The sequence below is a fragment of the Microbulbifer variabilis genome (assembly GCF_020524905.1).
GTDB classification, from domain to species: Bacteria; Pseudomonadota; Gammaproteobacteria; order Pseudomonadales; family Cellvibrionaceae; genus Microbulbifer; species Microbulbifer variabilis_A.
The window spans coordinates 51,402-72,322 of record NZ_JAIVKI010000001.1 but is presented as its reverse complement, the minus strand read 5'-3'; the positions used below and the strand labels follow the sequence as shown (position 1 = coordinate 72,322).

The following is a 20,921-nucleotide window of genomic DNA, read 5'->3' as shown; positions in this document are numbered from 1 at the left end:
GGGTTCAACGTGGAAATTCTTAGTCAATATGGCCATATTCTGTTGATATTGGCCTGTGTCGCGGGCTTTTTTATGGCCTGGGGTGTTGGTGCCAACGATGTCGCCAACGCCATGGGCACTTCAGTCGGCTCGCGGGCACTGACTATCAAACAGGCGATTGTTATCGCCATGATTTTCGAATTTGCCGGGGCCTACCTGGCCGGTGGTGAGGTAACCGCCACGATCCGCAAAGGCATTATCGATTCCGAGATCTTTGCCTCACAGCCTGAACTGCTCGTGTACGGCATGTTGTCCGCCCTTTTCGCCGCAGGCACCTGGCTGCTGGTAGCCAGTATTCTCGGCTGGCCGGTATCCACCACCCATTCCATTGTTGGCGCCATTGTCGGTTTCTCTGCCGTGGGTATTTCTGCCGATGCGGTGGCCTGGGGCAAGGTAGGCAGTATTGTGGCGAGCTGGGTAGTCTCCCCACTGCTGGCGGGAACTATTTCCTTCCTGCTGTTTCGCAGCGTGCAGCGCCTGATCCTCGACACCGAAGATCCATTCACCAACGCCAAGCGCTATATCCCCTTCTATATGTTTGCCGTGGGCTGGATGATCGCCATGGTGACCCTGACCAAGGGCCTGAAGCACGTTCTCAAAGATGCGGATATCAAGCTCAGCTTCCTGCAGGACGCCGGTATCGCCGCGCTTGTCGGTCTGCTTGTCGCCGGGCTTGGTGTGGCCATGCTCAAGCGTATCAAGCGCGATCTCTCTATCGAAGCAGAAAACCGCTTTGCCAACGTGGAGCGCGTCTTCGCCATCCTGATGGTTTTCACCGCCTGTGCCATGGCCTTTGCCCACGGCTCCAACGATGTGGCCAACGCAGTGGGCCCGCTGGCAGCAGTGGTCAATACCATCCAAATGGGTACGGTAACCGCCAAGGCAACCATGCCTTCCTGGATTCTGCTGCTCGGGGGCCTGGGTATTGTGGTGGGTCTCGCCACTTACGGTTTCAAAGTGATGGCCACTATCGGCCGCAAGATCACCGAGCTGACACCAAGTCGCGGTTTTGCCGCCGAACTCGGCGCAGCTGCCACGGTGGTGATGGCGTCTGGCACCGGTCTGCCTATCTCCACCACCCATACTCTGGTGGGCGCGGTACTGGGTGTTGGCCTGGCGCGGGGCATCGGCGCACTGAACCTGCGCATGATCACCACTATTGCCGCTTCCTGGGTAGTTACTCTGCCCGCAGGTGCCGGTATTGCGATCCTGTTCTTCTATTTCTTCAAGGGTTTATTTGGCTGATAACAGTCACGCAGTATCCGTCAAAAAAGGGAAGCTCGGCTTCCCTTTTTTGATTTTCTATATATTCATACTGGCCCGCTGCTTTCCAGGCCAGGCGACTCCAGCCCCCTCCCCTCAATCTCCCCCCAGAAACTGGACTAAGCTGTCCCAGGCATGGGTTCTCCTGTCAAAACCCACCTCCATACCCAGCGACTACCAGCTGAAGACGAATATCGCCAAATGAATACATTAGACACCAAGCACTGGACTGTTGGGACCTACTTAGCACAGCGGTTGAAAGATGTGGGAATCAACCACTACTTTGCCCTGCCCGGCGACTACAACCTGGTCTTACTCGACCAGCTGTTGCTGGAAACAGACTTACAGATGATCAGCTGTTGTAACGAGCTGAATGCAGGATATGCCGCAGACGGCTATGCGCGGGCAACCGGAGGACCTTCCGCCGCCGTGGTCACCTTTTCTGTTGGCGGGCTCAGCATGATCAACGCGGTCGCCGGAGCCTATGCTGAGGACCTCCCCCTGATCGCTATTTCCGGGGGTCCAAATACCAATTCGGAAGCCGAATGGGAATACCTGCACCACACCCTGGGAAAGGTGAACTATGGCTACCAGCGGGAGATGTATTCATACGTCACCGCAGAAACCGTGATCATCCACCACCCCAGGCTGGCACCAGCGGCCATCGATCGTGCTCTCGATACCGCCATGCTGCGACGCAAGCCGGTGTATATAGAGATCGCCTCCAACGTTGCCAACGCCCCGACTTCAGCCCCAATTCCACGCGGCTTTGCCCGTCGGCCAACCAGTGACCCCGACTCCCTCGCCGCCGCAGTGGAACACATCGCCGACTTCCTAAACGCAGCTGAACGCCCTGTGCTGGTAGCCGGCAGTAAAGTGCGCGCAGCAAACGCCCAGGAGGCTCTGTGCAACTTGGCACACAGCTGTAAATACGGACTCGCCTCCATGCCCGACGCCAAGGGCCTGCTTCCAGAAACTATGGCGAGCTTTATGGGCATCTACTGGGGTCCAGTAAGCACCCCTGGCTGCAGCGAGATCGTGGACACAGCAGATGCCCTCCTATTTGCCGGCCCCCTGTTTACCGACTATACGACCACAGGCCACCAGCTGTGCTTTCAAACTGAAAAGGCCATCATAGCTCAACCCACATCTGTTCAATTGGGGGAGACCTGCTACAGCAATGTACATATGAGGGACCTGCTGGATGCCCTTGCCGGGCAGTTGAGCGCAAACGATGGAGCCCTGACAGCCTACCGCCGGGTCAGCAGTCCCAAATATATTCTCAAGCCCGGTAAACCCGATACGCCACTTACCACCCGACAGCTGTTCGCGCGAATACAAAAATTACTCGATCACAAAAGCACACTGCTCGTGGAAACTGGAGATTCCTGGTTTAACGGTATGGAGCTCTCATTACCTGAGGGGGCACAGTTTGAAATACAGATGCAATATGGAAGTATCGGTTGGTCTGTAGGTGCGAGCCTTGGCTATACACTCGGCATGAGCAAAGGGCGCCTGATCTCCTGCATCGGCGACGGCTCCTTCCAACTCACCGCCCAGGAAATCTCCACCATGATTCGCTATGGGGTCAATCCGATTATTTTCCTGATCAACAATGGCGGATACACCATTGAGGTGGAAATCCACGATGGTCCCTACAACACGATAAAAAACTGGAATTATGCCCAACTGATTGAGACCTTCAGCGCTGGGGAAGGCGATGCCTGGGGATGTAAAGTCAGCAGCGAGGGGGAATTAGATCAGGCCATTACAGAGGCCAAGAAGCGCAATGGCCTATGCCTGATAGAAGTGCTCATCGACCGCAATGATTGCAATGTGAACCTGCTGCGCTGGGGCAATCAGGTTGCACGCAATAACAGCAGGGCTAATCGCAGCATGTAACAGTAACTCCATCCGGCGACGGGCTCTGCTCCAGCCCCGGCACTTTCGATTGAGTCATCTCCATTGCTTGCCTCTCACGGCTGTGGGTGGCGGCCACTTCCATTTATTGTTCGCCCACGCAATACTCACCATCTACTACTAGCCGTATATTTTCCGCTCCCGAGAAAGCATCACCATGCCTCTATTGATCCTTGTCACCCTACTCTGGGCCTTCTCATTCAGCCTGATCGGCATCTATCTCGCTGGACAGGTAGACAGCTATTTCTCGGCGATGACAAGAGTTCTATTGGCCGCACTGGTGTTTCTGCCAATGCTGCAGTGGCGACGTTCAAGTGCCCGTAGCGCGATTACCCTGATGGCCATTGGCGCCGTGCAGCTGGGTGCGATGTATCTGTTTTACTATCAGTCGTTTTTGCTACTGAGCGTGCCTGAGGTGCTGCTGTTCACCATATTCACCCCTTTGTATATCGCACTAATTTACGACCTGATTGAGCGGCGCCTGTCATTGTGGAATTTGGCTATCGCGCTACTGGCGGTCTCCGGGGCGGCCATTATCCGCTGGGACTCTCCAAGTGGCGATTATTGGTCGGGCTTTGCCGTGGTCCAGGGAGCCAACCTATGCTTTGCCATTGGCCAGGTCGCCTACAAGCAATTCATGCGGCGCGAGCAACCCCTGCCCCCTAGACAGACTTTCGCCTGGTTTTTCCTCGGTGCCGCCGTCATCACTGTGAGCGCCTGGGCTCTTTTAGGCGGCCCCACGTATCCGCAAACTATCACCCAGTGGGGCGTATTGCTATGGCTCGGCCTTATAGCCTCCGGCCTCGGTTATTTCCTTTGGAATAAAGGCGCTACACTGGTTTCCGCCGCAACCCTCGCCGCAATGAACAATGCCCTGGTACCCGCCGGCCTGCTGGTAAACCTGTTAATCTGGAACCGCGATGCGGATATCCCCAGGCTCGCCTTAGGTGGATGTGCAATCGCAATGGCGGTTATCCTCAACGAGCGACGCAACAAAATAAGGGACAATTCCCATGGCGCCTATCGCAGTACCTGAGTTTAAGACCCAACTTCGGCAATTAATCGCCTGCCCCAGCGTCAGTGCTACCGATCCAGCACTGGATATGGGTAACCGCCCAGTGGTGGAGATACTCGCAGATTGGCTCGAAACCCTGGGGTTTGCTGTGGAGCTGATGTCCCTGCCGGGTAGCCCGAATAAAGCCAACCTCATTGCCACTCTGGGCGCGCGCGAAGGCGCCGAAGGCGGCCTGATCCTATCTGGGCACACCGATACGGTTCCCTTCGATAATGGGCGCTGGCAGTCGGACCCATTCAGCCTGCAGGAGCGCGACAATCGCCTCTATGGCTTGGGTACCAGCGATATGAAAAGCTTCTTCCCTCTAGCCATTGAGGCCGCTCGCAGCTTTGTCGATAAACCCCTGCGCCATCCCCTGACCATTCTCGCCACCGCCGATGAAGAAACCTCCATGACTGGCGCCAGAGAACTGGTAAAAGCAGGGCGGCCACAAGGGCGCTACGCGGTGATTGGCGAACCGACCGGCTTGCGTCCGGTACGCATGCACAAGGGCGTGATGATGGAGTCGGTGCGCATCACCGGGCAGTCGGGGCACTCCTCCAATCCAAGCCTCGGTGCGAACGCCCTGGAGGCCATGCACTCGGTGATTGGAGAGTTACTGCGCCTACGCGGGGAATGGCAGGAAAAGTACAATAACCCCGGATTTATCGTTCCTGTTCCCACCCTAAACCTCGGCTGTATCCATGGTGGTGATAACCCCAACCGGATCTGCGGCAACGTAGAGCTGCAATTTGATGTGCGCCCCCTGCCCGGTATGTCCTTACAAGAGCTGCGCAGCGAGCTAAATGAAAGGTTGCAGGCTCGTATCGACAAACACAGAATCCACCTCGAACTGGTTTCTCTATTTCCGGGCACCGAACCCTTCGAGCAAGACCCAAATTCCGAGCTGGTCAAGGTCGCGGAGAAGCTCACCGGTTACAGTGCCCAGAGCGTTGCCTTCGGTACCGAAGCCCCCTACTTGAAGAGCATGAATATTGACACTATCGTGCTCGGCGCTGGCGACATAGACCAGGCACACCAACCAGATGAATACCTGGGGCTCGACCGTATAGAGCCGATGGTAAAAATATTGCGCAACCTGATCGGCCGCTTTTGCCTCTGAACTGCTTAAGCCGACCAAGTTTCTGGCTTTTATCCAACCGTGCCTATTCACAGGCAATTACTTCATAAGACGGAAAGGCATTAGTGAGCGACGAAAACGCCTCCCTCAACTGGTTCCGCCACGCGGCGCCCTATATCAACGATCTGCGTGGACGTACCCTGGTTGTCGGCATTCCCGGCGATGGACTCGAACACAGTAACTTTCGCAACCTGGTCCACGATCTGGCGCTGCTTGCCAGCCTCGGAGTCCGCTTGGTAGTGGTGTACGGTTGCCGTGCACAGGTAAACCACGCCCTGGAAGAGCACGGTATTGAAAGCCGTTTCCACGGCAGCAAGCGCATCACCGACCGGGAGAGCCTGGAAGTCATAAAAGCTGCAGTGGGCAGGTTGCGTTTCGATATCGAGGCGGCCTTTTCCCAGGGGCTCCCCGACTCCCCCATGGCCCGCTCGGCCCTAAAGGTAATCTCGGGAAACCTGGTTACCGCGCGCCCTTGCGGCATTCTTGATGGCGTCGACCTGGGTTGGACCGGCACAGTCAGGCGCATGGAGATCAACACCATTGAGCAGGCTCTGGACCAGGGCGCGCTGGTATTGCTGTCGCCATTGGGTACCTCGCTGACCGGAGAGCTGTTTAACATCAATTACCTGGACCTGGCCGCAGAGGCTGCACGGGTGTTGCGCGCCGAAAAGTTGGTTTTGTTTCGCGAGCCGGCCCAGCTGATGCTCGATGGAATCCCGGTGCATGAGCTCAGTATTGTCCAGGCTGAACAGGCCGCCACTCGGGTGCAGAGTGAAACGCTGCGCTGTGCCATTCAGGCCTGCAGTGCCGGCATCGCCCGGGTTCACCTGCTCAGCTACTGCCAGAATGGCGCCCTAATCCAGGAGCTGTTTCGCCGTGAGGGTGCCGGCACCATGATCTATCGGGATAGCTATGAAGTGGTGCGCCGGGCGCGTATCACCGATGTGGGAGGGATTCTCGGGCTGATTCGCCCACTGGAAAAACAGGGAGTCTTGGTTCGGCGCTCACGGGAAAAGCTCGAAGCAGAGATTGAACACTTCACTCTGGTGGAAGTCGATGGCACTCCCGTAGCCTGTGCCGCACTCTACCCCATCAAGGACGATGGAGGTGACACATCCGCCGCAGAGATCGCCTGTGTGGCCAGCCATCCAGATTTTCGAGGCGGAGGGCGCGGCGCCAAGCTTATGCGCCACCTGGAACGCCAGGCTCGCACGGTTAATATCCGCGAACTCTTTGTGCTCACTACCCAGACTGAGCATTGGTTTATTGAGCAGGGTTTTGAACAGGTGGGAGTCAGTGACCTTCCGGCCTCACGCAAGTCTTTGTATAACATCCAGCGCAATTCACGTATTTTGCGCAAGCACCTAGACCAGGATAGCGGCTCTTAAAGCCTCCCTTTCGAAATCCTCATCCTAGTGAGGAGCGCAGTGACCAATTGCTGCGCGAAACTATCTCGAATATCGGCTTTTTGCTAAGCTGGCAGTCTAATTTGCTCAGCCGGATGCTTGTATATGCCCAGATATCGTTCCCGTACCTCCACTGCCGGACGCAACATGGCCGGCGCCCGAGCTCTGTGGCGCGCCACAGGTATGACCGACGCGGATTTTCACAAGCCGATTATCGCCATCGCCAACTCCTTCACCCAGTTTGTGCCGGGTCATGTACACCTGAAAGACATGGGGCAGCTGGTTGCGCGAGAGATCGAGCGAGCCGGCGGTGTCGCCAAGGAATTCAACACCATCGCCGTGGACGATGGCATCGCTATGGGCCACGACGGCATGCTCTACAGCCTGCCCAGTCGCGAGATTATCGCCGATTCAGTGGAATATATGGTCAACGCCCACTGCGCCGACGCCCTGGTATGTATCTCCAATTGCGACAAGATCACCCCGGGAATGCTCATGGCCGCCCTGCGTCTGAATATCCCGGTGATCTTCGTATCCGGTGGTCCCATGGAGGCCGGCAAAACCAAACTAGCTGACCACAAGCTCGACCTGGTGGATGCTATGGTCATCGCCGCTACAGATAGCGCCTCGGATGAAGAAGTGGCCGAGTATGAACGCTCCGCCTGCCCTACCTGCGGCTCCTGTTCCGGCATGTTCACCGCCAACTCCATGAACTGCCTCACCGAGGCTCTGGGTCTCTCGCTGCCTGGCAATGGCACCCTATTGGCCACCCATGCAGACCGCAAAGAGTTGTTCCTGCGCGCAGGCCGTGAAATCGTTGCGCTGACCAAGCGTTATTATGAAAAAAATGACGAGAGCGCCCTGCCCCGCAATATTGCCAACCGCACGGCATTTTTGAACGCTATGGCCCTCGACATCGCCATGGGTGGCTCGACCAACACGATTTTGCACCTGCTCGCCGCCGCCCAGGAGGGCGATATCGACTTCAACTTACAGGATATCGACCGACTTTCCCGCGAGGTGCCGCAGCTCTGTAAAGTGGCACCGAACACGGAGAAATACCATGTGGAAGACGTCCATCGGGCCGGTGGCGTCATGGCGATTCTCGGAGAACTGGAATCCGCGGGACTGATTGATACCTCTCTACCCACAGCCTATGGGGGCTCACTGGCCGATGCTCTCAAGCAATGGGATATTTCTCGTACTGACGAACAATCTGTGCACGACTTCTACCGAGCCGGCCCCGCAGGCATTCCTACCCAGACTGCATTTAGCCAGGCTTGTCGCTGGCCCACCCTGGATGCCGATCGCCAGAACGGCTGTATTCGCTCCGCCGAGCATGCCTATTCAGCGGAGGGAGGCCTTGCGGTATTGTTCGGCAACTTAGCCCCCAATGGTTGTGTTGTGAAAACTTCCGGCGTGGATGAGGCGCTCTGGCAATTTGAGGGACCCGCCCATGTTGTCGAGAGCCAGGAGGAGGCCGTTGCCCATATTCTCGAAGGCAAGGTACACAAGGGAGAAGCGGTGATAGTGCGCTATGAAGGCCCCAAGGGCGGTCCCGGTATGCAGGAAATGCTCTACCCTACCAGCTACCTGAAGTCCAAGGGACTAGGGGAGCACTGCGCCCTGATTACCGATGGTCGTTTTTCCGGTGGTACTTCCGGTCTTTCCATTGGGCACGTATCCCCGGAAGCCGCGTCTGGTGGCAATATCGCTCTGGTACGAGATGGCGATCCAATTCAGATCGATATACCGGCACGCAAAATTGAGATTGTCATTAGTGAGGATGAACTCGAGAAACGCCGCCAGGAAATGACCGAACTCGGTAAGCAGGGCTGGAAACCCCAAAAAGAGCGCCCCCGCAAAGTCAGCAAGGCGTTGAAAGCCTATGCACTTCTCGCCACCAGTGCCGATCGCGGTGCGGTAAGGGAAATTGATTAGGTTTAAATAAAGACATAAAAAACGGCCCAGATGGGCCGTTTTTTACTTACTGCGCCAATTTATAGGTAATGCGATTGCGCACTCCAAAGCGCTCAATGGGCTGACCATCCTCCACTTGCGGCTGATATTTAAACCGCTCTGCTGCTGCCAATGCCGAACGATTAAATACATTGGTGGGATTACCGGTGCTATCGAATCCACCAACTACCCGTGCATCACGCACAGCTCCGGTTTTCGTTATCGTAAACTCCACAACAACATAGCCCTCTAAGCCTCTGCGCATAGCCACACTCGGGTAACGCGGTGCGGGCTTATAAACAGGCACAGGCTCTCTCGATACGATAACTGGATTATCACCAGTTTCAGCAACCGGAGGAGCAATCGTTGGAGTAATAGTTATAGTATCCACATCTCTAGTCACCTCAGTACGCTCAAGCGGAGGCGGAACATCCTGAGGGATGGGCGGAGCCTCATACTTTTGCTGGGTAACCACTTTTTTATCGGTGATATCTATAGGTTGAATCGTCGGTAACGACTTAGCCACTGGCTCCACAAAATTAGTGGAAATCAACTGACTCATTGCAAAAATCAGCCCGAGGGTAATCAGGGCTGCGTAGACCAGGCCTTTGGCATAACCAGTAAGCAGATGGGTAGGGAAAAAATCGGGGCTGGAAAATGGCGTGCAAGCTCTATCCATAACACCTCTCCTATTGTTATTAGGGTGCGTAAAAGGCATCCAAGTGCCGAAATGGAAAAAGCTGATCAGCTGGCCTTAATCATTAGCCAATTCACACAAAAATGCAAATAGTCTGTTAATACAGGTTGCAACAATATTTTGTATTGCCGCGAAAAGGGAAAATAGCATAAAAAAAGCCGCACATTTCTGTGCGGCTTTTTCTAGGGAGTGAAAAGCAACTAGGTATTAAATTGCCAACTGCTTTTCACGTTTCTGTTCACCCTTCACAAAGTCTATCCACTGCTTGGCAAACTTCTCGGAGCGCTCATCTTTTGAGGCCTCTTTGAGGCTCTTTATTGCTGCGTCATAGTGTTTCAGGTTGGCATTCGCCATACCCATTACGATATGCAGGGTATCGACACGTTTGACACTGCCTTTAGCAAGCGCTTTTTTACCCATAGAAATGGCTTTCTCATTCTGGTCCAGGTCCAGGTAGATGCCGGCCAAGCGCGAGTAGATTTCCCCCTTGTCAGACAGCTGAGCTGCGGCTTCCAGCTGGGGAATTGCCTTTTGCAGCTCTTGCGCCATTTGATAAGCCTGGGCGAGGGTTTCCAGGTTCTTGGCTGTACGCGGAATCTTCTTCTCTTCGATGCCCTTAGCAATCACCTTGGCACCTTTATAAGGCATTTCATGCCCCATAAAGAGATAACCCATGTTCATCAAGTCCCTATCTTTCTCCAAAGCACCAGCAAGATAAGCCGCTTCCATCATGTGCAGCTGATCCTTGTCGCGCTTCAGCTCACCATACATGGCCGCCAGTGTTTTGTAGTAAACGGGCTTGGGATAGTGCTGCACCAGCTTCTCAAGAACACCAGCTACTTTTTTGTAGTCGTTGCGCTCGAAATAAATGTACTGCTGAAGACCGTACCAACCTTCCTTGGGTACCTTGCCTTCTTTTTCGTACATAGATACCGCGATATTAATATCCGCAAGCGCCTTGCTCTGGTCGCCAACCTGGTTATAGGCCTGGGCACGCAATGCGTAGGAGTCCGCAGTAATACGATCGGAAACCTTGAACCATTGATTCAGGTAGTTGATCGCCTGTTTATAGTCCTCGGTAACAAAGTAGAGCTGTGCAAGAGTGAAAAGAGTTCCCACTTCAAGGGCTACCGGCAGGTTTGCTTCACCCTGGTTTAGAACCTTCTTAAAGTATGGAATTGCCTCTTTATAGCGCTCGGTGCTGTAGTAAACAACACCAAAGAAGTTATACATCTGCGCTACTTCATAGCCATTAAATCTGCTCTTACTGGCATCCATATCTTTCAGCGCTTCGAGAGCAGCCGCCCAATCTTCTGCATCAGCAGCTTCCTGGGCTTTTTCCAGCTTTTTATACGCCGCTTCGCGCATAGCCGGAACTTTACGGGTTTTCTGCTTGCTAGGCTTACTTTGCTCCTGCGCCTGCGCAGAGGCGAAAGGTGAGGATACACCTGCCGCTTCGAGCACGGTAACACTGACCGCTGGTGCCAGGACCAGGGGCAAGGCTACTGAGGTACGCAGAGCGAGCTTGGACAAACTTTTTCTGATGCTTGTCAACTTCATAGTGCTTCCCCCTTAGTCCTTAGCCATATTAAAGCTAATCTTAGTCCGCACATTGGGGACTTCGGTTGGCTTGCCATCAACTACCCGCGGCTTGTACTTATATTTCAGCGCAGACTTAAGCGCGGCACTGTTAAAAACAGAAGTCGGCTTACCGTCCAAGGTAAAGGCTTCGATTACGATCGGATCGCGCACGGAACCGTTGGTGGTTACCGTGTACTCAACGATCACATAGCCTTCCATACCCCGCTGAAGAGCGCGGCGTGGATACTGAGGTTGAACCTTGACGATGGGCAGGTAGTCGCCCTCACCAAAGCTAAAACCTGCCAGTTTGACACCACCGGACGCTTTCGGCGCAGAAATACTTATACCGCCATCGATGTCCGGCTCTTCGAACTCTGGTTCAGGCATTTCAGGTGGCGGAGTTTCAGGATCCTCCGGCTTCACCGGCTTGGTCGTATCGTACTGTGTTTCAATCTTCTGCTCAGGCATCACCACATCGGCAACTTTGAACTGCTCCTTATCCTCTGGAGCTTTCATATTTGCCTGAATCAGCTGATGCATGGTGAAGATGAGGCCAAAGGTTGTGGCTACCGCCAACGTACCTGCCCCAAGAAGTCTTACCGGATTCATAGCTGTTAACTCTTTTCTGTCGCGACCGAAACTTTCTTGATACCGATCTTCCTGGCTGCTTCCGCAATCAGGGCGATTTTCTCAATACTCGCCTCCTTATCGGGCTGAATCACCAACCACCCTTTCGGGTTTTCCGAGTAGAGGCGCTCCAGGACAATCTTCACCTGACGCTCATCAACCTTCTCTTTGGCAATCCAGATCTCATTACTGTCGTTGATCGCTACCAGAATAGAGGTGGCTTTGAGTTCTGCGGTTGTCGCTTCCGGCTTAACAACATCAGCACCCGGTTCCTTGATAAAGGTCGCAGTGACGATAAAGAAGATCAGCATGATGAACACCACGTCCAGCATGGGCGTGAGGTCGATAGCGCCGGCTTCTTCTTCTGCCGTATTTTGTCTTTTGCTCATAGCAACTCTCTTAGCGAACTTTCTCGGCGAGGGGCTCTGGGAGCTCCCCCGACGAAAATTTCTGGCTTGGCTAAACCTTCACAGCAAATAAGTTGGCCTATTCGCTTATGTGTGCTTAGTGATCCATGGTCAGATGATCTTCCAACAGCTGGGTCTCACGCTCGGCCTTACGGGCGAGGTAGGTGTTGGCAAATACACCAGAGAGGGCCGCAACCATGCCCGCCATTGTCGGGATAGTTGCCATGGATACACCACTGGCCATCTGCTTGGCGTCACCGCCACCGGTAATTGCGAGAACATCGAACACGTTGATCATGCCCCAGACCGTACCCAGCAGCCCGAACAGGGGGGCTAAGGCTACACAGGCCTGGATCATGTCCATATTGTCCTGAATCTTCTCGGAAACCCGGGAGATCATCGCGTAGCGGATCTGGTGGGAGGCCCAGGATTTGCGCTCGCTGCGCTCTTCCCATTGGTCTACCGCACCTTGAACGTCACTCTTTAGCGCTTTGTTAAAGTAGAAAACACGTTCAAAAATCAGCGTCCACATAAAGAAGGTCAGGCCGGCGATCAGGAACAGTACTGGCCCGCCCGACGCCATAAAGGCGTTGACGGCGGCCCATGCGTCGATTAATGCGTGCATGTTGCCGCCTCCTCTTATTTACGCTCGGCGTTTTCCGCCACGATACCAGCACTCTGCTCTTCCAGAATGTGCAGGACGCGCTTGGCACGAGCATTAACAATGGTGTGCATCAGTACAGTGGGGATAGCCACACACAGACCGAGAACAGTGGTGATCAGGGCGGAGGAAATACCGCCAGCCATAGCTCTGGGGTCACCAGCACCGAAAATAGTGATCGCCTGGAAGGTTACGATCATACCGGTAACAGTACCCAGCAGACCCAGCAGCGGAGCAACCATAGCGATAATCTTCAGCAGGTTGAGGCCGGATTCGATGGCGGGACGCTCTTTCAGTACCGCTTCTTCCATCTTCAGCTCCAGAGTCTCACCGTCGACACCTTTGTTCTCTTCCGCAACAGCCAGTACGCGGCCCAGTGGATTGTTGGTGTTCGGGGTAGAGGAGCGCAGCTGTGCATTCACTTTGGCGCTAACAGCAGTCAACACGATCAGGCGGAAGATGGCCAGTAGCATGGCAACCACGCCGACCGCAGTGATGATGTAACCAACGATGTCGCCTTGGTGCCAGCGCTCAACGATGTCAGGGCTGTTGATCATGGCTTTCAGGTAAGAGCCACCAGTAGGGCCAGTCGGGTCAATACCGAAAGCGCTGAAACCTGCAGTGGAAGCCTGCAGATCTTCCGCCATCTTCTGGAAGCTAGCATCCGGCTGGCGGATCAGTTCTGCCATTTTGTAGGCGTCGTTCATTTCCAGATATTTGCCGTTGGAAACCAAGTTGAAGTTACCAACACGGACAACTTCCTGTTGAGCCTGCTCACCATTGGGCTTGATCACAGTCGCGTTGAACTTAACAACTTTGCCAGATTCAATAGTTTCACGCTGAACTTCAAACCACAGACGCTCGATTTCCTCGATGGTCGGCAGCTTGGTAGCAGTATTCATCTTGGCCAGCAGGCCATCGATAAATTCGGTACGACCCGGATACTGTGCGGAAACCAGCGAAGAACCGATATTTGAGCGCAGGTCCGCCGCAGTAGAGGACATGTGACCAAACAGCTCTTTCAGGGAACCCATACGCTCATCCAGCTGTTGACGCTTCTGGTCTACAGCCACTTCCTGCTCCTGGTATTTCTTTTCCAGTTCAGAAGAACGTTTTTCTTCAGCGGTGCGGGTGTCTTTGGCTTTTTTCAGCAGAGCCTGCTGGTTGGCCTTCTGACGGCGGAACTCAGCTTCGCGCTGCTTGTGTTCTTTGGATTCAGCAACCTTGGATTGTTGAACCATTTTCAGCAGGTCGTCGAGAGAAGCTGCTTTTTCCTGGGCAACAGCAGAGAAGCTGATCAGGCCAGCCGCTGCTGCAACTAGTACGCGTTTGGCGATAGAGGATTTCATTGCGCTGCCTCCGGAGCCGCGATTGGCATAGTCATGATATCGATAGTGGCCTGTTTCTTGGCGATCTTGAGGCCATTCATGAGGGCGCGGCGGTATTCGCCTGCATCGATCTCAACCCAGTTTCTCTGGCCTTTGTCGTAGGCGAGGGAGATCGCGGAGTCGGTAGTTTGAGCCAGCAGCGCGATACGACCGATCTGCAGCACGTTTACCTGGCGCTCCTGGCCATTTATGTCCAGAGTGTCACCGTAAGTGTCGATCTTACGCGCGTATTCTGCTTCGAAGTTGTACAGCTCCAACACCTGACGGAATTTCTCCGCAACAGTGATATCGGAACGGTCCATATTGTTCTTTACGTTTTCCAGGTTGCCCTTGCGCTCGTCCAGCTTGAACGGAGCGTCCAGTTCAATGAACTGTTCCAGGCCATCCAGCATGCGCAGGATCAGCGGCTGGATCTGACGTTCGATTACGGTAACGTTGGCAATGGACTCATCCAGCTCATTGATCACTTCGAGCTGATTGGCCAGCTGCTTTTCCAGCTGACGGTTGTACACACGCAGACCATCGATTTCCTTGTTGACTACCTTGAAGTCCTGCAGAAGGCTGCTGGTTTCTTCGGCAATCTTGTCGATGCGTTTTTGCGATGCCTGGGCCGCAGTGGTTTTCTGCTGGCCGACGGCGAGTACGTTATCGAGAGTATCCGCAGTGGCTACGCTGCCGTAGAGCGCGCCGGCAGACAGCGCAGTGGTCAGCGCCACAGCCATGAATCGCTTGGTTTTCATTAGACCCCCCAGTGGGTTCAATATTTCACAACATGGTCGCGATGAGATAGCTGCCACAACGCGGTGTCCTTTTGTTTTAAAAACATTGGTTAGAAGACAGCTAAGAGCCGCACATTGTAAACAGCCGATTTGATTATTCAAATGCCGATTGTCAGCATCGGCCCGCGTGGGTAGCAAGGTAACAACCAGGTAACAAAACCGGGTCACTTGCACACATTAGCGGCGCTGTTCCCTGTGTAAGCTGTCGCAGAATTTAACAGATTGATCAACTTTTAATCAAATTGTTTTTATTTGAATCTGTCGTACCGAACTAATGCGTAGTTGTACTCATTCTTGTCGGAGGCAGGGTAACACTCTCGTGCAACTTCGACCCAGGAGTCATCAACTTCGGGGAAAAACGCATCTCCCGCCACTTCAACATCCACTTCGGTGACGTAGAGCCGTGCCGCATGGGGCATAGCGAGGCAATAAATTTGCGCACCGCCAATCACCATCAGCTCGCTGGCACCTGCCTCCAGAGCGTGTTTATCGGCAAGCTCCAGTGCGGCTTCCAGGGTGCTTACTACCTCAACACCCTCGGACTGCCAATCGGGGTTGCGGGTAATCACGATATTGGCACGCCCGGGCAGTGGGCGGCCTATAGACTCAAAAGTCTTGCGCCCCATCACCACGGGCTTGCCCATAGTCGTGCGTTTGAAGAATTGCAGATCGCCGGAGAGGCGCCAGGGCAGCTCGTTGTCTCTACCGATAGCGCCATTGCGTGCCACAGCTGCGATCAGGGCAATTGGTGTATCCACAGCTTCTCTCCTGATTAAATCGCGACTGGGGCGGGAATATGCGGGTGTGCCTGGTAATCCTGCAGTTCAAAATCCTCGAAACTGAAGGCAAACAGGTCTTTGACGCCCGGGTTAAGGCGCATCTTTGGCAGGGGGTGTGGCTCCCGTTGCAACTGTAGATCTACCTGCTCTAGATGGTTGGAGTAGAGGTGGGCATCGCCAAAGGTGTGGATAAATTCACCTGGCTGGAGGTCACACACCTGCGCCAGCATCAGGGTCAGCAAGCTGTAGGAGGCAATGTTGAACGGCACACCAAGGAAGATATCGGCACTGCGCTGGTACAACTGGCAGGACAACTTGCCATCCGCCACATAAAACTGGAACAGGGCATGGCAGGGAGCAAGCGCCATGCGCCCCTCGCGGGCGTTTTCCGCTGGGGATATACCCTCATCAGGGAGGTCTGCCGGATTCCAGGCGCTGATCATCAGGCGACGAGAATCGGGACGGGTTTTCAACTGGTGCACCAACTGCTCCACCTGGTCAATCTTACGCCCATCCGGCGTTGGCCAGGAGCGCCACTGGTGACCATAAACAGGGCCCAAATCCCCCTCTTCAGTCGCCCATTCATCCCAGATTCGCACCTTGTTTTCCTGCAGGTAGCGAATGTTGGTGTCCCCTTGTAAAAACCAAAGTAGTTCGTGAACGATTGAGCGCAGGTGGCACTTCTTTGTGGTAATTAAAGGGAATCCCTCTTCCAGGTTAAAGCGCATCTGGTAGCCAAACACACTGAGAGTGCCGGTGCCGGTACGGTCTCCTTTTACTGTGCCGTTTTCGCGCACATGGCGCATTAGATCGAGGTACTGCTTCATTTCTATCTAGGCTCCGCCATTTACCTGAGAACGGTTTTCTTTGTTTCCACCCTTACCGCGCCCCTCTGGCAGCGGTTGTGTGCGATAGCTCCACACCAACAGAGTGATACCGGCAATAATCATTGGCAGACTCAAAAGTTGCCCGCGTGTCATCCAGCCGAATAAGTCGAAGCCGATATGGCCGTCTGGCTCCCTGACAAACTCCACCAGGAAACGGAAAATACCGTAGAGCAAGACAAACATGCCGCCTACGGCCAGGCGCGGGCGAGGTTTACTGGAAAACCACCAGAGCACCGCGAAAAGCACCAGCCCCTCCAAGAAAGCCTGATACAGCTGCGATGGATGCCTGGCCAGCAATTCCGGGTCTTTGGGAAACACCATGCCCCAGGGGCCCTCCGTAGGGCGACCCCAGAGTTCCTGACCGATAAAGTTACCCAAGCGGCCCAGTCCCAACCCAATTGGTACCAGCGGGGCGACAAAATCAATCAGTGCTGGGAAAGTTGTGCCGATTTTCCGGGCATAGAGGACCGTGGCCAACATGACACCCACCAGACCACCGTGGAAACTCATGCCTCCTTCCCAGACTTTGAACAGGGAGAGCGGATTCTCCATCAGCTGCGGCAGGTTGTAGAAGAACATGTAGCCAAGGCGTCCACCGACCACCACGCCGATAGCACAGTAGAGGATCAGGTCCTCCACTTCCGATTTGATGACCGGAGACCAGGGTCGGGTGCTGCGTCGCAATGCCAGCCACCAAGCAGCAATAAAGCCGAACAGGTACATCAGCCCGTACCAATGTACTTTTAAGGGACCAATAGCTATGGCCACCGGATTGATTTCTGGATAAGTCAGCATGGGGGAATCGAGATTGTTGGCGAAACGCCTATTATGGTCGCAAAGCGCCCCCCAGCGAAAGAGGCGCGCCAAAAGCCTTATGCCGGGAAAATACTATGTGTCTACTGCTATTTGCCTACCACTGCCATCCAGACTATCCGCTCCTGCTTATCGCCAATCGAGATGAATTTTACGCCAGAGCGAGTGCCCCCGCCGAGCCTTGGAGAAGAGGCCAAGAGGGCGAACAAGGCAGGCAAATAGTCGCGGGGCGAGATCTGCAGGCTGGGGGTACCTGGGCGGGTATTGCTGCAGGGCGGGTGGCGGCAGTTACCAACATCCGTGAGCCTGGCAGGGCGGAGCCCGAAAATGCCCTGTCACGCGGGGAAATCCCATACAAATTTCTGACCGGCAGCGCTTCACCGGAGCAGTTCGCACGACAACTTGAAGGGCAGCGCTATCGGGGCTTTAACGCGCTGCTATTCGCCCTAGATGAAGAGCAACCTCTCTATTGCGCCGGCAATAGGCACAGTCCTTTTGCCTTCTCTGCGGGAGTACACGGTATCTCTAACGGCGCACCCGACGCCCCTTGGCCCAAAGTGGAAAAGGGCAAGGCGGGGCTTGCGCAGATTACGCGGCACATTGAGGGCACTATTAACCGGGAGAACTTTATAGAGCCAGCCCTCAGCCTTCTGCAGGACAGGGCCCCCGCTGTAGATGCGGAGCTGCCCAGAACCGGCATGAGCCTACTGATGGAACGCGCACTGTCGCCAATATTTGTGCAGATAACCCAAAGAGAGAATCAGCTGCCAACCAATGTAGACTCAAGCGCCTTCGAACGTGGCTATGGCACTCGCGCCAGCACCCTGATCGCCGTACATCGGAACGGTCAGTCCCATTTATGGGAACAGAGCTTTACCCAGGGTAATCTGTGCGGCCCCCTTCGCTACTTTTCCATCCCCTGACACTCTCGCCAAGTCCCTGAAGTCAGTAGGGTTTTCAAGGACTGTTAAAATAATTGGCCGTATCTAATCGCCCAAGCCGCAGGTCACTGTCGGAAAAATTTCTACCTATAGCAAAAACTTTTCGCGGTACGGATGGAGTTTTTCAGCCTTTCTACGCAGGCTGCCGGATCACTTATCCTCAGAAGAAAGAAACGCCAAGCAAATTCCGTATTTATTGCCATACTTAGTTTCACAGGCTGGGATTGGTTGAGTTTCGCGCAAGTGTGACGCCAATTGCGGTCTTAAATAAGAGGAAGTCGCGCGGGACGCATGACAAGTGCGAGTCATCGCTAGACACCTAACAGTCTCTGGATGGGCTCGCCACAGGTTCGGAAGGTATGAACGATCTGGCGCCCGGCATTATCCACAAGACAACACCGGGCCCCTGCAGTATCGCTGAGGTACCATGTCTTATTTCAACCCAGAGCAGCGCAAACACAAATCTTTACTGCCCTTGCTGATGCTAGGCAGTCTCTGCGTCTCTATCCTCTATTACGCCTTCTCGGCCAACCAGAAAACGGTGCCGGTATTACCGGAGAGTGCGGTACGACCACATCTAATGCAGTGGTTGGAAGAGAGCCCAGAAGCATGGCCGGCCCAGGATCCCATCTTCAACCCGGCGGCGGTGCGCAGGATCTACCAGCGCACTAACTACCGCCTGCTGTGGTTTGATAACTACAACCTGAGTGACAGCGCCACTGACCTGCTCAAGCAGCTGACCGCCGCCAGCTCCGGCAACCCGAGCAGTATGGTGGATTACCGCTACCACCTGGGCTATTTCGACCGCACCTTGCGGGACACTCCCCAGCGCCTGCAGATGGCCGCCGTGCTGGACATTTTGCTGACTGACGCCTTTGTTTCCTACGCACAGGATACCCAGCTCGACCGGATCAATCCCAAAAGTCGTCCGCGCCGGGGGATTACACCGGTACTGCGCGAACACCAGGGGTTCCGCATGGTGGCCTATAGCAATGTGGCCTACGGCGATGCCCCGCAGCAAACATCCAGTGAACCGAGTGGTCGCAAGTATTTCCGTGGCTATGATCGGGCGCGTATGGTCGGCGGTAAAGCGCGCAACCGTTACTATTCCCGCGATTACAATACCGATAACGAGCGCAATCTTTCTAGATCCACTGGCACCCGCAGCCAACGTACTCGCTATAACTCTTCCAGTGACAACAATGGGAACTCAGCAGCAAGCAGGGGTGGCAGCAGGGTTTACTACAACCAGAGCCGTAATAGTAATCCCCAGGAGAGGACCACAGTAACCCGCTCAGAAAATAGCGAGGGGCCTTACTTAGAGGAAAATACCCCTTACGGCAGCGATGTCTACGCCCTGAGAAACGAATTGGAGCGCCTACGCACAATCTCCAATAGTGGCCGCTGGCGTCCGATACCTCCCGGCCCTGTTATGACCGTGGGTGCCCGTCACCCCCATGTGTCGCGTTTGAGAGAACTACTCACCCTTTATGGAGACTACCAGAGCCGCTATAGCTATGGCGGCGGTGATCCCAATCGCTTTGATCGGGGCTTGCATGAAGCGGTGGTGCGCTTTCAAAAGCGTCACGGCCTCAAGCCAGATGGCATCGTGGGCCGCGGCACCCGCAAGCGCCTCAATCTCTCCCCTACAGCACGGGCAAAAATTGTCGAGATGAATATCCAGCGCAGGGAAGAACTGCCAGCCGACCTCGGAGACCGCTTTATCCAGGTCAACATTCCCGCCTACCGCCTTCAGTATGTGGAGAACAATCGGGTGAAACTGGCTATGAATGTCGTAGTTGGTAAGAAAAAGCACGCCACGCCTGAGCTTTCCACCCGCGTCAGTAAGGTGATTTTCAACCCCACCTGGACAGTGCCACGCAGCATCCTGGTGAATGAACTCTTGCCCAAGGCACGCAAGAACCCCTCAGGCATGGAGAAAATGGGTTACCGGGTAGTCAGCGGGAGTGGAGAATACCTACCTCTCACTCCCAGTAATCTGTCAGCCGCCGGGGCGGGGTCCTTCTTAATGCGCCAGATGGGCGGTGAGGAAAACATTCTGGGACGGGTGAAATTCGAGGTTCCCAATAAGTATGATGTCTACCTGCATGACACTCGTGCCCGCACCCTTTTCTCTCTAACCGACCGGGATTACAGCCACGGCTGTATCCGCCTGGAAAAACCCCGCCATCTAGCCGAAGCCCTCCTGCGTCCTCAAGGGGACTGGGACCAATGGCGCATCGACCAGCTCACAGCTGGGGACAAGACTACTGAGGTCGACTTGCTCCGCCTGGTCAGGGTTTATATCACTTACTGGACCGCCTGGGTGGATGGACAGGGCCGCTTGAATTTCCGCCCAGATATCTACGGCAAGGATGGGTTAAGCGACAATCAATTTTGATTCCTCCGGGGCGGCCCGCTCGGCCGCCCTTAGTCTCCAAGAACAACCCTCTGTAGTCTTTTTCCCTCGGCAAATGGCCCAGACCATTTCCCTAAATTATTAAGGGCCCGCCAGTCACAAGTTACCAATGTGAGCAGGGTGATCAATCACTTTGATCCGACTTCGCTTACTGGGGTGA

At 54.7% G+C, this 20,921-nt stretch carries 18 protein-coding genes; 8 read left to right on the top strand and 10 right to left on the bottom strand.

The window, feature by feature from the left end; translation table 11 throughout:
* Positions 1-9: 9 nt before the first annotated feature.
* The 6 genes from LC073_RS00310 to ilvD all read left to right on the top strand — a co-directional run bounded on the left by LC073_RS00310 (position 10) and on the right by ilvD (position 8,764).
* The gene (locus LC073_RS00310) at positions 10-1,284 is read left to right on the top strand and encodes an inorganic phosphate transporter (RefSeq protein ID WP_226642164.1); all 1,275 of its coding nucleotides are present in this window, start codon (positions 10-12) and stop codon (positions 1,282-1,284) included.
* A 219-nt stretch (positions 1,285-1,503) separates the two neighbouring features.
* Complete coding sequence (locus LC073_RS00305; protein ID WP_226642162.1) at positions 1,504-3,204, top strand: thiamine pyrophosphate-binding protein; 1,701 nt, start codon at positions 1,504-1,506, stop codon at positions 3,202-3,204.
* A gap of 175 nt (positions 3,205-3,379) precedes the next feature.
* Complete coding sequence (locus LC073_RS00300) at positions 3,380-4,258, top strand: carboxylate/amino acid/amine transporter (RefSeq protein ID WP_226642160.1); 879 nt, start codon at positions 3,380-3,382, stop codon at positions 4,256-4,258.
* Positions 4,236-5,399 carry an acetylornithine deacetylase gene (gene argE, locus LC073_RS00295; protein WP_226642158.1) on the top strand — a complete coding sequence of 388 codons (1,164 nt, stop codon included), beginning with the start codon at positions 4,236-4,238 and terminating at the stop codon, positions 5,397-5,399. Before LC073_RS00300 ends, argE begins: the two co-directional genes overlap by 23 nt.
* A gap of 83 nt (positions 5,400-5,482) precedes the next feature.
* Positions 5,483-6,805, top strand: coding sequence for an amino-acid N-acetyltransferase (gene argA, locus LC073_RS00290; protein ID WP_226642157.1), 1,323 nt, complete (start codon positions 5,483-5,485; stop codon positions 6,803-6,805).
* Between the two features lie 123 nt (positions 6,806-6,928).
* Positions 6,929-8,764, top strand: a complete 1,836-nt coding sequence (gene ilvD, locus LC073_RS00285) for a dihydroxy-acid dehydratase (protein WP_226642155.1) — start codon at positions 6,929-6,931, stop codon at positions 8,762-8,764.
* A 46-nt stretch (positions 8,765-8,810) separates the two neighbouring features.
* On the opposite strand, the gene LC073_RS00280 is transcribed toward ilvD, so the two are convergent.
* From LC073_RS00280 to lgt, 10 genes are all read right to left on the bottom strand, one after another.
* Positions 8,811-9,461, bottom strand: a complete 651-nt coding sequence (locus LC073_RS00280; RefSeq protein ID WP_226642153.1) for an energy transducer TonB — start codon at positions 9,459-9,461, stop codon at positions 8,811-8,813.
* A gap of 225 nt (positions 9,462-9,686) precedes the next feature.
* On the bottom strand, positions 9,687-11,039 hold the full coding sequence (locus LC073_RS00275) for a tetratricopeptide repeat protein (protein WP_226642151.1): 1,353 nt from the start codon (positions 11,037-11,039) through the stop codon (positions 9,687-9,689).
* Positions 11,040-11,051: 12 nt separating this feature from the next.
* A complete protein-coding gene (locus LC073_RS00270) occupies positions 11,052-11,669 on the bottom strand; it encodes an energy transducer TonB (RefSeq protein ID WP_226642149.1) in 618 nt (205 codons plus the stop codon).
* A gap of 5 nt (positions 11,670-11,674) precedes the next feature.
* Positions 11,675-12,076, bottom strand: coding sequence for an ExbD/TolR family protein (locus tag LC073_RS00265; RefSeq protein WP_152455319.1), 402 nt, complete (start codon positions 12,074-12,076; stop codon positions 11,675-11,677).
* Positions 12,077-12,191: 115 nt separating this feature from the next.
* On the bottom strand, positions 12,192-12,719 hold the full coding sequence (locus LC073_RS00260) for a MotA/TolQ/ExbB proton channel family protein (RefSeq protein ID WP_152455321.1): 528 nt from the start codon (positions 12,717-12,719) through the stop codon (positions 12,192-12,194).
* A 14-nt stretch (positions 12,720-12,733) separates the two neighbouring features.
* Complete coding sequence (locus LC073_RS00255) at positions 12,734-14,104, bottom strand: MotA/TolQ/ExbB proton channel family protein (RefSeq protein ID WP_226642147.1); 1,371 nt, start codon at positions 14,102-14,104, stop codon at positions 12,734-12,736.
* Positions 14,101-14,883: a DUF3450 domain-containing protein gene (locus tag LC073_RS00250; RefSeq protein WP_226642145.1), complete on the bottom strand. Its 783-nt coding sequence runs from the start codon at positions 14,881-14,883 to the stop codon at positions 14,101-14,103. The genes LC073_RS00255 and LC073_RS00250 overlap by 4 nt, the downstream gene beginning before the upstream one ends.
* A 287-nt stretch (positions 14,884-15,170) precedes the next feature.
* A complete protein-coding gene (locus tag LC073_RS00245; RefSeq protein ID WP_226642143.1) occupies positions 15,171-15,680 on the bottom strand; it encodes a dihydrofolate reductase in 510 nt (169 codons plus the stop codon).
* A 14-nt stretch (positions 15,681-15,694) separates the two neighbouring features.
* Positions 15,695-16,528, bottom strand: coding sequence for a thymidylate synthase (locus tag LC073_RS00240; RefSeq protein ID WP_226642141.1), 834 nt, complete (start codon positions 16,526-16,528; stop codon positions 15,695-15,697).
* A gap of 6 nt (positions 16,529-16,534) precedes the next feature.
* The gene (gene lgt, locus LC073_RS00235; RefSeq protein ID WP_226642139.1) at positions 16,535-17,383 is read right to left on the bottom strand and encodes a prolipoprotein diacylglyceryl transferase; all 849 of its coding nucleotides are present in this window, start codon (positions 17,381-17,383) and stop codon (positions 16,535-16,537) included.
* Between the two features lie 95 nt (positions 17,384-17,478).
* Between lgt and LC073_RS00230 the strand changes: the two genes are divergently transcribed.
* On the top strand, positions 17,479-18,324 hold the full coding sequence (locus LC073_RS00230) for an NRDE family protein (RefSeq protein ID WP_226642137.1): 846 nt from the start codon (positions 17,479-17,481) through the stop codon (positions 18,322-18,324).
* Positions 18,325-18,769: 445 nt separating this feature from the next.
* Positions 18,770-20,743, top strand: a complete 1,974-nt coding sequence (locus LC073_RS00225) for a L,D-transpeptidase family protein (protein WP_226642135.1) — start codon at positions 18,770-18,772, stop codon at positions 20,741-20,743.
* Positions 20,744-20,921 lie beyond the last annotated feature (178 nt).